This is a genomic window from Stenotrophomonas sp. STEN046, assembly GCF_056759755.1.
This window is the reverse complement of record NZ_JBRRDR010000025.1, coordinates 15,852-29,826: the sequence shown is the minus strand read 5'-3', so window position 1 is coordinate 29,826 and position 13,975 is coordinate 15,852. Positions and strand designations below refer to the sequence as shown.

Annotated in this window: 12 protein-coding genes and 5 tRNA genes; 4 read left to right on the top strand and 13 right to left on the bottom strand. The window is 64.7% G+C overall.

The features are described from left to right. The first annotated feature begins 7 nt into the window (after positions 1-7). Positions 8-1,054, top strand: a complete 1,047-nt coding sequence (locus tag ACVOLJ_RS12835; protein ID WP_475277543.1) for a glycosyltransferase family 9 protein — start codon at positions 8-10, stop codon at positions 1,052-1,054. A 109-nt stretch (positions 1,055-1,163) separates the two neighbouring features. Here the strand turns inward: ACVOLJ_RS12835 and ACVOLJ_RS12830 are convergent, their stop codons facing one another. Both ACVOLJ_RS12830 and ACVOLJ_RS12825 read right to left on the bottom strand, forming a co-directional pair. Then, positions 1,164-1,568 carry a DUF6165 family protein gene (locus ACVOLJ_RS12830; protein ID WP_303638112.1) on the bottom strand — a complete coding sequence of 135 codons (405 nt, stop codon included), beginning with the start codon at positions 1,566-1,568 and terminating at the stop codon, positions 1,164-1,166. Between the two features lie 222 nt (positions 1,569-1,790). Continuing rightward, positions 1,791-1,881: transfer RNA gene (locus tag ACVOLJ_RS12825), tRNA-Ser, on the bottom strand. A gap of 168 nt (positions 1,882-2,049) precedes the next feature. Here ACVOLJ_RS12825 and ACVOLJ_RS12820 point away from each other — a divergent pair. Continuing rightward, positions 2,050-2,754 carry a PP2C family protein-serine/threonine phosphatase gene (locus tag ACVOLJ_RS12820; RefSeq protein ID WP_475277542.1) on the top strand — a complete coding sequence of 235 codons (705 nt, stop codon included), beginning with the start codon at positions 2,050-2,052 and terminating at the stop codon, positions 2,752-2,754. Between the two features lie 63 nt (positions 2,755-2,817). Here ACVOLJ_RS12820 and dnaQ read toward each other — a convergent pair whose 3' ends face one another. Genes dnaQ through ACVOLJ_RS12805 form a run of 3 tightly spaced genes read right to left on the bottom strand, consistent with a single transcriptional unit; the run spans position 2,818 to position 4,659 of the window. Further along, the gene (gene dnaQ, locus ACVOLJ_RS12815; protein WP_481564269.1) at positions 2,818-3,546 is read right to left on the bottom strand and encodes a DNA polymerase III subunit epsilon; all 729 of its coding nucleotides are present in this window, start codon (positions 3,544-3,546) and stop codon (positions 2,818-2,820) included. A 3-nt stretch (positions 3,547-3,549) separates the two neighbouring features. Then, the gene (gene rnhA / locus ACVOLJ_RS12810) at positions 3,550-4,002 is read right to left on the bottom strand and encodes a ribonuclease HI (protein WP_025878155.1); all 453 of its coding nucleotides are present in this window, start codon (positions 4,000-4,002) and stop codon (positions 3,550-3,552) included. Positions 4,003-4,014: 12 nt separating this feature from the next. Then, positions 4,015-4,659, bottom strand: coding sequence for a methyltransferase domain-containing protein (locus ACVOLJ_RS12805; RefSeq protein ID WP_475277540.1), 645 nt, complete (start codon positions 4,657-4,659; stop codon positions 4,015-4,017). A gap of 11 nt (positions 4,660-4,670) precedes the next feature. Here ACVOLJ_RS12805 and gloB point away from each other — a divergent pair, with 11 nt between their 5' ends. Together gloB and ACVOLJ_RS12795 are read left to right on the top strand one after the other, a co-directional pair. Continuing rightward, positions 4,671-5,435, top strand: a complete 765-nt coding sequence (gene gloB, locus ACVOLJ_RS12800; protein ID WP_481564268.1) for a hydroxyacylglutathione hydrolase — start codon at positions 4,671-4,673, stop codon at positions 5,433-5,435. Then, positions 5,432-6,634, top strand: coding sequence for a lytic transglycosylase domain-containing protein (locus tag ACVOLJ_RS12795; RefSeq protein WP_475277538.1), 1,203 nt, complete (start codon positions 5,432-5,434; stop codon positions 6,632-6,634). The genes gloB and ACVOLJ_RS12795 overlap by 4 nt, the downstream gene beginning before the upstream one ends. Positions 6,635-6,828: 194 nt before the next feature. Here the strand turns inward: ACVOLJ_RS12795 and ACVOLJ_RS12790 are convergent, their stop codons facing one another. From ACVOLJ_RS12790 to clpX, 8 genes are all read right to left on the bottom strand, one after another. Continuing rightward, positions 6,829-8,784, bottom strand: coding sequence for a peptidyl-prolyl cis-trans isomerase (locus ACVOLJ_RS12790; protein ID WP_475281337.1), 1,956 nt, complete (start codon positions 8,782-8,784; stop codon positions 6,829-6,831). 183 nt (positions 8,785-8,967) lie between these two features. Then, positions 8,968-9,044, bottom strand: a tRNA-Asp gene (locus ACVOLJ_RS12785). A 107-nt stretch (positions 9,045-9,151) separates the two neighbouring features. After that, positions 9,152-9,228, bottom strand: a tRNA-Asp gene (locus ACVOLJ_RS12780). Between the two features lie 89 nt (positions 9,229-9,317). Next, positions 9,318-9,394 (bottom strand) — tRNA-Asp (locus ACVOLJ_RS12775). A gap of 26 nt (positions 9,395-9,420) precedes the next feature. Next, positions 9,421-9,495 (bottom strand) — tRNA-Val (locus ACVOLJ_RS12770). A gap of 11 nt (positions 9,496-9,506) precedes the next feature. Continuing rightward, positions 9,507-9,779: an HU family DNA-binding protein gene (locus tag ACVOLJ_RS12765; RefSeq protein ID WP_004146343.1), complete on the bottom strand. Its 273-nt coding sequence runs from the start codon at positions 9,777-9,779 to the stop codon at positions 9,507-9,509. A 218-nt stretch (positions 9,780-9,997) separates the two neighbouring features. Then, on the bottom strand, positions 9,998-12,448 hold the full coding sequence (gene lon, locus ACVOLJ_RS12760) for an endopeptidase La (protein ID WP_481564267.1): 2,451 nt from the start codon (positions 12,446-12,448) through the stop codon (positions 9,998-10,000). A 142-nt stretch (positions 12,449-12,590) separates the two neighbouring features. Then, positions 12,591-13,880, bottom strand: coding sequence for an ATP-dependent Clp protease ATP-binding subunit ClpX (gene clpX, locus ACVOLJ_RS12755; RefSeq protein ID WP_475281335.1), 1,290 nt, complete (start codon positions 13,878-13,880; stop codon positions 12,591-12,593). Between the last annotated feature and the right edge of the window lie 95 nt (positions 13,881-13,975).

The window sequence follows — 13,975 nt, the reverse complement described above, 5'->3', positions numbered from 1 at the left end:
ACAACACATGGCATCAGCGTCCTCCTCCTTGTGTCTTCTGCGCCTGTCCGCTCTCGGCGATGTGACCCACGTGGTACCGCTGGTGCGCACCCTGCAGGCCGCCCGCCCGGACACCCCGATCCACTGGATCATCGACAAGGTCGGGCAGAAACTGCTTGATGGCCTGCCCGGCGTGACCTTCCATGCGTACGACAAGAAGACCGGCATGGCCGGGGTGAAGGAGCTGCGCAAACAGCTGCCGCCCGGGCGTTTCGAGGCCCTGCTGCAGATGCAGGTCGCGTTCCGCGCGAACGTACTGTCTGCCTTCATTCCCGCAGAGCGCCGCATCGGCTACGACCGCAGCCGCTCCAAGGACCTGCACGGTCTCTTCATCAATGAGCGCATCGCCGATCGCCCCGGCATCCATGTGCTCGATGCCATCGGCAGCTTCTGTGAGCCGCTGGGCCTGCGCCAGACCGAGGTCAGCTGGGACCTGGCCGTACCGCAGTCGGCCTGGGACTGGGCTGCAGCGCAGTGGCAGGACGACGGTCGCCCGGTGCTGATGATCTCGCCGTGCTCCAGCCATGTGCGCCGCAACTGGTACGCAGACCGCTATGCCGAAGTGGCCAACCACGCCGTTGCACGCGGCTGGCAGGTGGTGCTGTGCGGCGGTCGCAGCGAGCTGGAGCGCAGCATGGCCGACGCCATCCAGGCGCAGCTGGATGTTCCAGCACTGGATCTGGTCGGCAAGGACACCCTCAAGCAGTTGCCGGCGTTGCTGGCGCGCGCCAACCTGGTGATGACCCCGGACTCGGGCCCGATGCACATCGCCAATGCCATGGGCACCAAGGTGCTCGGCCTGCATGCTGCCAGCAACCCGCACCGCAGCGGCCCCTATTCGGACCGCCGCTACTGCGTGGACCGCTATGACGATGCCGCGCGCAGATACCTGGGCAAGCAGGCCGCCGACCTCAAGTGGGGGACCAAGATCGAATTCGACGACGTGATGGAACTGATCACCGTCGAGGATGGCATTGCCGCATTCGAACGCTACGTAGCTGATCACCTGGGGTAAGCGCGCAGTCGGGCGGTGCGGACTCCGGTCCGCACCGGCTCCCGCCGCTGCCCTGCCCTGCCCTGCCATCCACGCATGGCGTGGATCTACTGCATCGGACCGCCTGCGGTTACGCGCGCTGCGTGTAATCCTGGTAAGACTTCTCTTCCACGTAGGCCGAACCCAGCGCCAGGTTGATCGCCTTCTTGATCCGCGCGCGTTCGTCGTTGCGCAGGTACACGCTGCGCGCGAGGTCGACGAACGACTGGTCGAAGGCCTGCGCCTTCTCTTTCAGGCGGATGTCGTCCTCGATCTCCCACAACTGCTCGTTGACCGCCTTCAGTTCGGCACGCAGCTTGGCGATGTCCTTCACTGCCGCCGGGTGGGCCATCCAGGTGTGCTCCAGCGCAGACAGTTCCTTGCGCACATTGGCCAGCTTGCCTTCGTCGCTGATCCGCTCGGACTTGATCTGCAGGATCGAGATCTTGTCCAGCAGCTCGCCGAAGGAAACGGGCACGAGGATTTCAGCGGTCATGGGGGATGCTCCAGCAGGTGATGCACACATGGTAACCGCAGCGCACCGTCGAACTCCCCGCACGGCACCGTTCCGATAGGCCGTTCTGATAGGTCGTTCCGATAAGCATCTGGTGGAACAAGCCTCTCCGTTGAGGGGCTGCCCCGACAGGGGCGGAGAGAGGAAGCCAAATGCCAGACAAAGAAAAAAGGGCTGCCTTTCGGCAGCCCTTTTTTCTTTATCTGGCGGAGAGGGGGGGATTCGAACCCCCGAGGCGCTATAAACGCCTGCCTGATTTCGAGTCAGGTACATTCAACCGCTCTGCCACCTCTCCAGAAGTGCCCCGGCGAACCGGGGACGCGCATCATACGAGGAAGTGCGGCTGACGACAAGTCATTGCGGCAGATGAAGTGAAATTTTCCTGACTGGATGCCTTGCCGGATGTCCGCTCCACCGTGATGATGCCGTTCTCCCCGGCAATACCCCGCCCCCAGTACCCACCATGATCGAATTCGGACATCTCACCCACCCTGGCCTGCGCCGCGAGCTCAACGAAGACACCTACTACGGTGACGGCGAGATGGCCCTGTGGCTGGTGGCCGACGGCATGGGCGGACACGCCTGCGGCGAAGTGGCCAGCGCGCTGGCGCGCGAGACCATCGTCCGCGAGATCCGCCGCGGCGCGCCATTGGCGCAGGCCATCCGCACCGCCGACGAAGAGATCATCCGCGCCTCGCGCAGGCGCAATGACAGCCTGCCGATGGGCACCACCGTGGTCGCTGCACGGGTGCAGGGCAACCGCTACGAGGTGGCCTGGGTCGGCGACAGCCGCGCCTACCTGTGGCGTGATGGCCAGCTTGCGCAGCTCAGCCAGGACCACAGCGTGGTGCAGGAACTGGTCGCCCAGGGCAACCTGACGGCCGAGCAGGCGCGCGCCCATCCGCATCGAAACGTGGTCACCCAGGCACTGGGCGTGACCGACCCGGCGCACCTGAACGTGGCAACCACCAGCGGCGAACTGCGCCCGGGGATGCAGCTGCTGCTGTGCAGCGATGGCCTTACCGAGGAAGTGGATGATCGCGGCATCGCCCGCACCCTCGCCTTCGACGATGCCAGTGCCCAGGAATGCGTGGACAGCCTGGTCGCCTCGGCCCTCGACGGCGGTGGTTCGGACAACATCACCGTGATCCTGGTGCGCTGCCACTGAACCACGCCCTGCAGGGATGCGGGGGTAGCGCCGGGCCATGCCCGGCGGCCACGCAACCCGCGCTTACGCGCTGACGACCTCTTCCACCTTGGGGCCATCCCACAACGCGTGACCGGCCTTCTTGCGCAGCCGCTCCAGTCGCGCGTTGTGCGCCTCCTGCTCCGACGGCGTAGCCACCACCCGCGGACGCGGCAACAGCTTGGATGCATCGAAGGCCAGCAGTGCCCCGCCGCCGCCGGCGTCATCGTCACCCAGCCCAAAGCCGATTTCCTCCTGGCCCGAGGTCAGCGCGATATACACATCGCCCAGGATCTGCGCATCCAGCAGGCCGCCGTGCAGTGCCCGGTGCGAGTTGTCCACGCCGAGCCGCTTGCACAGCGCATCCAGCGAATTGCGCTGGCCCGGGAAGCGCTCGCGCGCCAGCGCCAGGGTATCGATCACCGAACAGCGGTCGGTGATCTTCCCGTACTGCTCCCCCAGCAGGGAGAGTTCGTTGTCGAGGAAGCCCAGATCGAACGCGGCGTTGTGGATGATCAGCTCGGCGCCATCGATGAAGGCGAGGAACTCTTCCACCACCTGCGCAAATTCCGGCTTGTCGGCCAGGAACTCCAGGGTGAGGCCGGTGACTTCCTGCGCACCCTGTTCGAATTCGCAATCCGGCTTCAGGTACTGGTGATAGGTGTTGCCGGTCGGGCGGCGTTTGAACAGTTCCACGCAGCCGATTTCGACGACGCGGTTGCCCTTTCTCCACTCAAGGCCGGTGGTTTCGGTATCAAGGATGATCTGACGCATGGCTCAGTTTACCGGGCTGCCGTCGCGGATCTGGATCGCCGCATTGCGGGCCAGAGTATCCACGCGCTCGTTGTCCGGATCGCCGGAATGCCCCTTCACCCAGCGCCAGTCGATCTGGTGGCGCAGCGTGGCCGCCTGCAGGCGTTCCCACAGTTCGCGGTTCTTCACCGGGTCACCACCAGCGGTCTTCCAGTTCTTGCGGATCCATCCCGGCAGCCACTGGGTCAGGCCCTGCCGCACGTACTGCGAATCGGTGTAGAGCACGATCTCGCAGGGTTCGGTCAGCGACTCCAGGCCGGAAATGGCGGCCATCAGCTCCATCCGGTTGTTGGTGGTATGCGCCTCACCGCCACTCAGTTCGCGCTCATGCCCCTTGTAGCGCAACAGCGCCGCCCAGCCACCGGGGCCGGGATTGCCGAGGCAGGAACCGTCGGTGTGGATTTCGATGGTTTTCAATACAACTCCAGATCAGGTAGCAACGGTGCCGTGCCAGCGCACGGGCAACGGGGTCGGCCCGGGCAGGGCCAGCGTGCGTTTTTCAGCGTGGAACAGGCAGGCCGCGCGCAGGGGCGCCCAGCCACCGCGACGGCGGCTGCCCGCACCCTGCCACATCGGCCCCAGGTAACGCATGTCCTCGCACTCCAGGCCATGACGCTGCAGCAGCTGGCGGATCCGCTGCGGGGTGCGCACCACCAGGCCATGCTGGCGCCAGCGGGTGCGGAACGGGCTGAACGGATTGAGGCTGCTCAACCACAGGTGGCCGCCAGGCATGAGCACCCGCTCGCACTCATCCAGCAGCCGGTCGGCGTCGCCGACGGTCACATGCTGCAGCACGATGGCGTTGACGCTCTCGTTGGGCAGCGGCAACGGCAGTGCGCAGCGGGTGTCACCGGCATAGCCACTGCCGTCGCGGTGCAGCCTCAGGCCGCGTCCGCCCAGCTGCGCATCGGCCAGCCAGGCGGCGCTGGGCGCGATCCACAGCCAGGGCCGGGCCGGCAGCAGCGACAACTGGGGCAGCAGCAGCTGGCACTCGAGCACGCGCAGGGCCTCCGCCGGTTCGCTGTCGAACCACGGGGCCGGGCTCGCTTGACGGGTGCTCTGCAGCGCGGGCATGGTCCAATTCTATGCGACTGACTGCCCTGCCCGCATTTGCGGACAACTACATCTGGATGCTGATCGCCGACGACGGCGCCGCAGTGGTCATCGACCCCGGCGATGCCGCCCCGGTCCTTGCGCTGGCCGCGCAGGGCCTGCGCGTGGACACCATCCTGCTCACCCACCACCACGACGATCATATTGGCGGGGTACCCGCGCTGCAGGCGCATTTCCCCGGTGTGCGGGTGGTGGCGCCGGCTGAGGAACGCATTCCCATGGCGACCGAGCGGGTCGGCGAAGGTGAACGCGTTCAGGCACTGGGCCAGATGTTCCACGTACTATCCGTGCCCGGGCACACCCGCAGCCACATCGCGTTTCACACCGCTGAACATCTTTTCAGTGGCGATTCGTTGTTCAGCCTGGGCTGTGGACGCCTGTTCGAAGGTACGCCGTCCCAGCTGCTGGCATCGATGCTGAAGCTGGGTGCCCTGCCCGCGCAACTGCTGCTGTGTTGCGCTCACGAGTACACCGTGTCAAATGCCGTCTTCGCGCGGCATGTCGACCCCGCCAACGCTGCCTTGTTGCAGCGCCAAGAGGAGGCTTTGGCCATGCGCCGCGATGATCGCTCCACCCTGCCGGTATCCCTGGCCGAAGAATTTGCCTGCAATCCGTTCCTGCGTACCCACACCGCGCCGATCCGCGCGGCTGTATCGGCGCACCTGGGATGCGAAGTCGTGGATGACGTCGACGTCATGGCCGGTCTCCGGCACTGGAAAGACGGCTTCCGCGCATGATGCCGCGAAGTCTGCCGCTGGCCCTGGGCCTTGTCCTGGGGCTGGCCGGAACCGCCGGCGCACAGTCGCTGGGTGCCGGCATCAGCCAGAACCTGACAGCCGCCGCGGCGCTGCCGCTGGATCCGTCGACCCTGCCGGCCGCCTCGGTGCGCAACGGCCAGGAGATCTTCTCCAGCTTCCGCGACGGCCTTGCCGAACCCAGCTGCGACGCCGAGGCCACCAGCCCGCGTTGGCAGAAGCAGTTCGCCCACGCACCCTCCCGCCTGGCCAATCAGGATGACGATGCACTGGTGCTGTTCGGCTACGTGGTCGAAGAGCTGCGCAAGGCCAACCTGCCGACCGAATTCGCCCTGATCCCCTTCGTGGAAAGCGGCTACCGGCCCAATGCCCGCAACGGCAGCGGCCCGACCGGACTGTGGCAGTTCATCGCCACCACCGCACGCAATCACCGCGTGCCGATGAGCAACAACTACGACGGCCGGCTGTCGGCGGTGGAATCCACCCAGGCCGCCGTGCGCTATCTGAAGACCCTGCACGGCATGTTCGGCGGTGACTGGCGTTTGGCCACCATGGCCTACAACGCGGGCGAGTACCGCGTGCTGCAGTCCATGCGCAAGGCCGGGATGAACGCGCAGAACGCCAAGCCGGCGGCCCTGCCGGGTTTGTCCCCGGTTACCCATGCCTACGTAGAGAAGCTGCATGCCCTGGCCTGCGTGCTGGAAGACGTGGAAGACCAGCCGGGCGTCATGGCCTCGCTGGACCGCACCGTGCCGGTGCTGAAGGACCACACCCTGCCGGCCGGCACCAGCGTCCAGCAGTGGGCCGCCCAGCGCGCCCTGGACCCGGCGAAGATCGCCCGCCTGAACCCGGCGCTTGCGGCAGGCAACCGCCCCTCCGGGACGGCGCGGCTGCTGGCGCCGGTCTCAGCGAGCAGTGCAACGGTTGTTGAAACTGCCGGCACCGCCATTGCCTCGACGGCGGCAAGCGCGCCAAGTGCGGCTCCCGTGGCGCAGGTGGCCAAGGTTGTCGCCTCGGCTGCAGATCGCCCTCGCAACCGGCGCCATACCGTGCGCAACGGCGAGTCGGCCTGGACCATTGCCCGCCGCTATGGCATGCCGGTGAAAGCCCTGCTGTCACTGAACGGGCTCAGTGGCAGCAGCGTGCTCAAGCCGGGCGCGGTACTGCGCGTCGAAGACTGAGGGTGAGCGCGGCGCCGCCGCGCGACCTGTCCCATTTGTGCTTCCTGTAGAGCCGAGCCCACGCTCGGCTTTTTCATGCGCGCACCTGCCGGTGAGCCGGGCACAGACTCGGCTCTACCGCCGGATGACCCGCACCCGGCCCACAAAAAAGGCCCGGCATTGCCGGGCCCTTCTTTGCCTGCCTGCCGTGAGGCTTACAGGTTCGCTTCGGTGGTCTGCACCACGAACTTCTTGCGCATCGCGTCGATGTAGGCCTTGGCCGCAGCCATGCCGTCGATCTGGCTCAGCTGATCCTTCAGCTGCTTCTGCTGCTCGGCGGTCACTTCCTTGATGTCGCCCGGGTTGACCTTGTTCACCGCGAACACCAGCGCATGGCCGTTGACATCGACCTTGCCATAGCTGGGCTTGCCGTCAGCCGGCAGCGCGGCGCTGAAGATCGCACGGTTGATCTCCGGGGTCGGCACCGGCTGGCTGCGCGGCAGGCCCGGCATCGGGCTCAGCTGCAGCTTCTCGCTGGCGGCCAGCGACTGCAGGGTTGCGCCGGCCTTCAACTTGGCCAGCAGGGCATCAGCAGCCTTGTCACCGGCCTGGCGCTGACGGTCAGCACGGATCGCGGCGATCACCTGCTCACGCGCCTTGTCCAGCGGCATGGCCTGTTCCGGGGTGTGCGCGGCAACACGGATCACCACGCTGTGGTTGCTGCTGCCACCCAAAGCGATCGGATCGCTGGCGGTACCGTCCTGCACCAGCAGGTCGGAGAACGCGGCGCGCAGCACGGCCGGATCGGCCGCGATGCCGCTGGCGGTGGTACGGGTCATCGGACCCACCGTCTGCATCGGCAGGCCCACTTCCTTGGCAGCAGCGGCCAGGTCGCTCGGGCTCTTGTTGATGGCATCGACCAGACGGCCAGCCAGATCGTTGAAGCCACGCTCGCCGTCCGCCTTCAACTGCTCGGCCGCCAGCGTGTCGCGCACTTCCTCGAAGGACTTGCCCTGGCCACCGCGAACCGCTGCGACCTTGATGATGTGATAGCCGAAATCCGTCTTGACCGGGCCGATCACTTCGCCAGCCTTGGCGGCGAACAGCGCGTCTTCGAACGGCTTGACCATGGCGCCACGCTCGACCCAACCCAGGTCACCGCCCTGTGCCTTGGAACCCGGATCTTCCGAGTTGGCCTTGGCCAGCGCGGCAAAGTCGGCACCTGCAGCCTTCGCCTCGGTCGCCAGCTTGGCAGCCTTGGCTTCAGCGCCGTCGCCGGTGATCAGGATATGCGCCGCCTGACGCTGTTCCGGCGTGGTGAACTTGGCCTTCTCATCTTCGTAGCGCTTGCGCAGCGTGGCCTCGTCTGCCGCGGTCGGCGCCGGCAGGTTGGCACCGTTGAGCTCGACATACTCCAGCGACACCGATTCGGCCTGGCGGAAATCCTTGCCATGGCTGTCGTACCACTGCTTGATCTGCGCATCGGTGACCGCGGCGGTGTCGGCCGGCACTTCCGGCAGCGCAGCCAGTTCGACGTCGCGGGTTTCGCCCAGCAGCTTCAACAACCGCTCGGTCTCGGCCTGGGTAACAAAGCCGGAGTTCTGCAGGCCCGACGGAATCACCGACTGCTGCAGGCTCTCACGCACCAGTTCCTGGAACTGGGTGGGTGTACGCGGCGGATTGCCACCGGCCAGCGCCAGGCGGTAATTGCTCTCGCTGAACTTGCCATCGGCGCCCAGGAAGCCCGGAATGGTGGTGATGTACTCGCGCACTGCACCGTCACCGATCACCACACCGGCCTGCTCACCGACCAGGCGCACGACCTGCTCGTCGATCAGCTGATCAAGCACGGCCAGCTTGTTCTCGGTGCTTTCGAACGCGCGCGGGTCGAAATTCTCGCCCTGCTGCTGGCGTTCGCGCATGCGTTCCTGTTCGAAACGCGTGCGGAAATCCTGCGAACTGATCTCATGGTGCTGCCAGAGCATGCGCACCGGCCACCACGACGGGGCCGAGCGCCACCAGGTCGGCGGTGCCGAAACCTTGGCCACGTTCTGCGCACCGACGCCACCCAGGTAGCTGTTGTCGATCACGAACAGGAACGGAATCATCAGCAGCCCCAGGATCACGGTAACGATCCAGCCTGAGGTCTTGTCGCGAAGTTTCTGCAGCATGGTGAGGAATCACAAGGCCTGATTGGCGAGCCCGGCAGTGTAACCCGCTTCGCGGCGTGGACCAAAAGCCGTGCCGATGGGGCGTGCGCCCGCCACGGCGGACCCGCTGCGCGATCGCGCGCATCCAATGCTGCAGACGACACAAAGAAAAAGCCCCCGACTTGCGTCGAGGGCTCTTAGAGTTGGCGGAGCGGACGGGACTCGAACCCGCGACCTCCGGCGTGACAGGCCAGCATTCTAACCAGCTGAACTACCGCTCCGCGCTTGAAACTTTGCAGGCGCTCAGTATATCCGAAGACTTCCTGAAAACCTACCCCGCTAAACACTTTTTTCAAAGTTTTTTCACGAGGATTTAAGAGTTGTGCAATGGCGGAGCGGACGGGACTCGAACCCGCGACCTCCGGCGTGACAGGCCAGCATTCTAACCAGCTGAACTACCGCTCCGTATTGCAAACCTCTTTGTTTTCCCGACAACCCAGAGGTTGGAGAGAAAACAAGGCCCCCAGCTTTTCGGCCGGGGGCCTCGTTGAAAATGGCGGAGCGGACGGGACTCGAACCCGCGACCTCCGGCGTGACAGGCCAGCATTCTAACCAGCTGAACTACCGCTCCACATTTCAAACTTTACCGCGGTGCTGTGGTGGGTGCTGAGGGTTTCGAACCCCCGACCCTCTCCGTGTAAAGGAGACGCTCTACCGCTGAGCTAAGCACCCCAGCGAGCCGCTTAGTTTACAGCATCCTTCAGGGCCTTACCAGCCTTGAACGACGGATTCTTCGAAGCAGCGATCTTGATGGTGTCGCCGGTCTTCGGGTTGCGGCCGGTACGGGCAGCGCGGTCGCGGACCTGGAAGGTACCGAAGCCAACCAGGGTGACCGCATCGCCGTCCTTCAGCGCCTTGGTGACGGCAGCAACGACGGCATCGACAGCGCGGCTGGACTCGGCCTTGGTCAGGTCGGCGGCTTCAGCAACGGCGTCGATCAATTCGGTCTTGTTCATTCTGTACAACTCCTTTGGCGGTGGGTTCCGCTTATTCGACAGGGAAGCAACCGCATGACATCTGCATGCGGTCGCCATGTGGAAACGGTTCGCCGAATTCAGTGAGCGCCGACTGCGATCACTCATTCGCGAGTGCTGCTTTTATACCAGCGGCCCTACCCCCACGCAAGCTGGAAAGCCAGCAACGACGCGGGTTTCAAGCATTTCGACAGGACGCATCAATGCTTGACGCGGGCGTTTCCACTGGGTTTGGCCTTGCTGCGCACCGTGACACGCTGCGCACTCTTGCGCGTCTTCTTCGGTGCAAGCGGGCGTTCCAGCGCCAGATCGAGCACTTCCTCGATGTACTTCACCGGCACGATCTCCAGATCGCGGGTGACGTTGGCGGGGATGTCGGCAAGATCCTTGCGGTTCTCTTCCGGGATGATCACCGTGCGGATTCCGCCGCGCAGCGCTGCCAGCAGCTTCTCCTTCAAGCCACCGATCGCCGTCACGCGACCACGCAGGGTGATCTCGCCGGTCATTGCCACATCGGCGCGCACGGCCACCTTGGTCAGCATCGACACCAGCGACGTCACCATCGCCGCACCGGCACTGGGGCCATCCTTCGGAGTTGCACCATCGGGCACGTGCAGGTGCACGTCGTGCTTCTGCAGGAACTCCGGATCGATGCCGAATCCGACAGCGCGCGAACGCACCACCGACAACGCCGCCGACGCCGATTCCTTCATGACGTTGCCAAGCTGGCCGGTCAGGATCAGCTGGCCCTTGCCCGGCACCAGCGTCGATTCGATCTGCAGCAGATCGCCGCCGACTTCGGTCCAGGCCAGGCCGGTCACCAGGCCGATCTCGTTCTCTTCTTCGGCACGACCGAAGTCGAAACGACGCACGCCCAGGTACTTGTCCAGGTTCTTGCTGGACACACTCACCAGCGCCTTGGACTTCTTCGCACCCTTCTTCGCCTTCACCGGCTGCGGGCCGGCCAGCGCGATTTCCTTCACCACCTTGCGGCAGATCTTGGCAATCTCGCGCTCCAGGTTGCGCACGCCCGATTCGCGCGTGTAGTAGCGCACGATGTCCTGGATGGCATCACTGCCGATCTCCAGCTCTTCCGGCTTCAGGCCGTTGGCCTTGATCTGCTTGGGTGCCAGGTAACGGGTGGCGATGTTGAGCTTCTCGTCCTCGGTGTAGCCGGGGATGCGGATCACTTCCATGCGGTCCAGCAGCGGGCCGGGAATGTTGAGCGAGTTCGAGGTAGCCACGAACATCACTTCGGACAGGTCCAGGTCCACTTCCAGGTAGTGGTCGTTGAATGCGTTGTTCTGCTCGGGATCCAGCACTTCCAGCAGCGCCGAGGACGGATCGCCACGGAAGTCCATCGACATCTTGTCGATCTCGTCCAGCACGAACAGCGGGTTCTTGCTGCCGACCTTGTTGAGGTTCTGCACGATGCGGCCCGGCATCGAACCGACATAGGTACGACGGTGGCCACGGATCTCGGCTTCGTCACGCACGCCGCCGAGCGACATGCGCACGAACTTGCGGTTGGTGGCCTTGGCGATGGACTGGCCCAGCGAGGTCTTGCCCACGCCCGGCGGACCGACCAGGCACAGGATCGGCCCCTTCATCTGCTTCACGCGCGACTGCACCGCCAGGTATTCAAGGATGCGTTCCTTGACCTTCTCCAGGCCGTAGTGATCGGCGTCGAGGGTGTCCTGTGCGGCCTTGAGGTCCTTGCGCACCTTGCTGCGCTTCTTCCACGGCACGCCCAGCAGCCACTCCAGGTAGTTGCGCACCACGGCTGCTTCGGCAGACATCGGCGACATCTGCTTGAGCTTGTTCAGCTCGTTGCGCGCCTTGGTCTCCACCGGCTTGGGCATGCCTGCTTCGGCGATCTTGCGTGCCAGCTCTTCCAGCTCACCCGGTGCGTCGTCGAGATCACCCAGCTCCTTCTGGATGGCCTTCATCTGTTCGTTGAGGTAGTACTCGCGCTGGCTCTTTTCCATCTGCGACTTCACGCGGCCGCGGATGCGCTTTTCCATCTGCTGCACGTCGATCTCGCCGTCGACCAGACCGACCAGCATCTCCAGGCGCTCGCCCACGGCCAGCGTTTCCAGCAGGCGCTGCTTGTCCGACAGGCGCACGCTGATGTGCGCGGCGATGGTATCGGCCAGCCGCGTCGGTTCATCGATGCCGGCCAGGGTCTGCAGCAGCTCCGGTGGCAGCTTGCGGTTGGTCTTGACGTACTGCTCGAACAGCGACATCAGCGAGCGGGCGATCGCTTCGATCTCGCGCGGTTCGCGCGGATCGGCGGCATCGATCTCCACCGCCTGGCCGTGCAGCGAGCCATCGCGTTCGCTGACACTGGTCACCTGCACGCGCGACAGGCCTTCAACCAGCACCTTGATGGTGCCGTCGGGCAGCTTCAGCAGCTGCAGCACCTGCGCCAGGGTACCGACCTGATAGAGATCGGCCGCCTGCGGGTCATCGGTCTCGGCCGACTTCTGCGCCAGCAGCAGGATGCGCTTGTCAGCTTCCATCGCCTGTTCCAGCGCGTGCATGGACTTGTCGCGGCCGACGAACAGCGGGATGACCATGTGCGGGAATACCACTACGTCGCGCAGCGGCAGGACCGGCAGGTCGAGGGTCTCACTTGGGGAACGGGCCATGGGGGCTCCAGGGAAGGGGAAAACCGTCTCCGGGAGGGCATCTTCCGGAGACAAAAAAAGCCGATGGCCCCGTTATGGGGCCATCGGCTTTCAGATGCAAGACGTTCCGATAAAATTCTTTCCATTCAACAACTTGAAAGAATCACTCGGCGCCAGCGGCCTTCTGTTCAGGGGCCGGTGGGGTCTGGTAGATCAGGTACGGCTCGGACTTGTGCTCGATCACCGATTCATCCACGACAACCTTGCTGACGTTTTCCTGCGAAGGCAGGTCGTACATGGTGTCCAGCAGGACCGATTCGACGATGGTGCGCAGGCCACGGGCGCCGGTCTTGCGCTTGAGCGCCTTCTTGGCAATGGCCGACAACGCGTCAGGCCGGAACTCCAGCTCGACGTTCTCCATCTCGAACAGCTTCTTGAACTGCTTGGTGATGGCGTTCTTGGGCTCGGTCAGGATGCGGATCAGGGCCGGCTCGTCCAGTTCTTCCAGGGTCGCGACCACCGGCAGGCGGCCGACGAACTCGGGAATCAGGCCGAACTTGATCAGGTCTTCCGGCTCGACTTCCGCCAGCACCTTGCCCACTTCCACCTTGCGCTCGCTGCTCTTGACCTTGGCACCGAAGCCGATACCGCCGGCGTCGTTGGAACGCTGCTGGATCACCTTGTCCAGGCCGGCAAACGCGCCGCCACAGATGAACAGGATGTTCTTGGTGTCCACCTGCAGGAATTCCTGCTGCGGATGCTTGCGCCCGCCCTGCGGCGGAACACTGGCCACGGTGCCTTCGATCAGCTTCAGCAGGGCCTGCTGCACACCTTCGCCGGACACATCGCGGGTGATCGACGGGTTCTCGCTCTTGCGCGAGATCTTGTCGATTTCATCGATGTAGACGATGCCCTGCTGTGCCTTCTCGACGTCGTAGTCGCACTTCTGCAGCAGCTTCTGGATGATGTTCTCCACGTCCTCGCCCACGTAACCGGCTTCGGTCAGCGTGGTGGCGTCGGCCATGGTGAACGGCACGTTGAGCAGGCGGGCCAGGGTCTCGGCCAGCAGCGTCTTGCCCGAACCGGTCGGACCGACCAGCAGGATGTTCGACTTCGCCAGCTCGACCTCGTCGTTCTTCTGGCGGCTCTCGATGCGCTTGTAATGGTTGTACACGGCCACAGCCAGGGTGCGCTTGGCGCGGTTCTGGCCGATCACGTACTGGTCGAGCACCTCGAGGATCTCGCGCGGCTTGGGCAGCGAACTGCGCGCCGACTGCGCCTTTTCCTCAAGTTCCTCACGGATGATGTCGTTGCACAGCTCCACGCACTCATCGCAGATGAACACGCTCGGACCGGCAATCAGCTTGCGCACTTCATGCTGGCTCTTGCCGCAGAAAGAGCAGTAGAGGATCTTGCCGGTGTCCGTGGAACGACCTTGGCGGTCTTCGCTCATGCTTCGCTTACCCAGTTACCCCACCCGCTGAACGGGGGTTCGATTCGAGAATAGCACAGGGCCGGAGGGACACCAGTCCGTCCGACCCTGCAGGA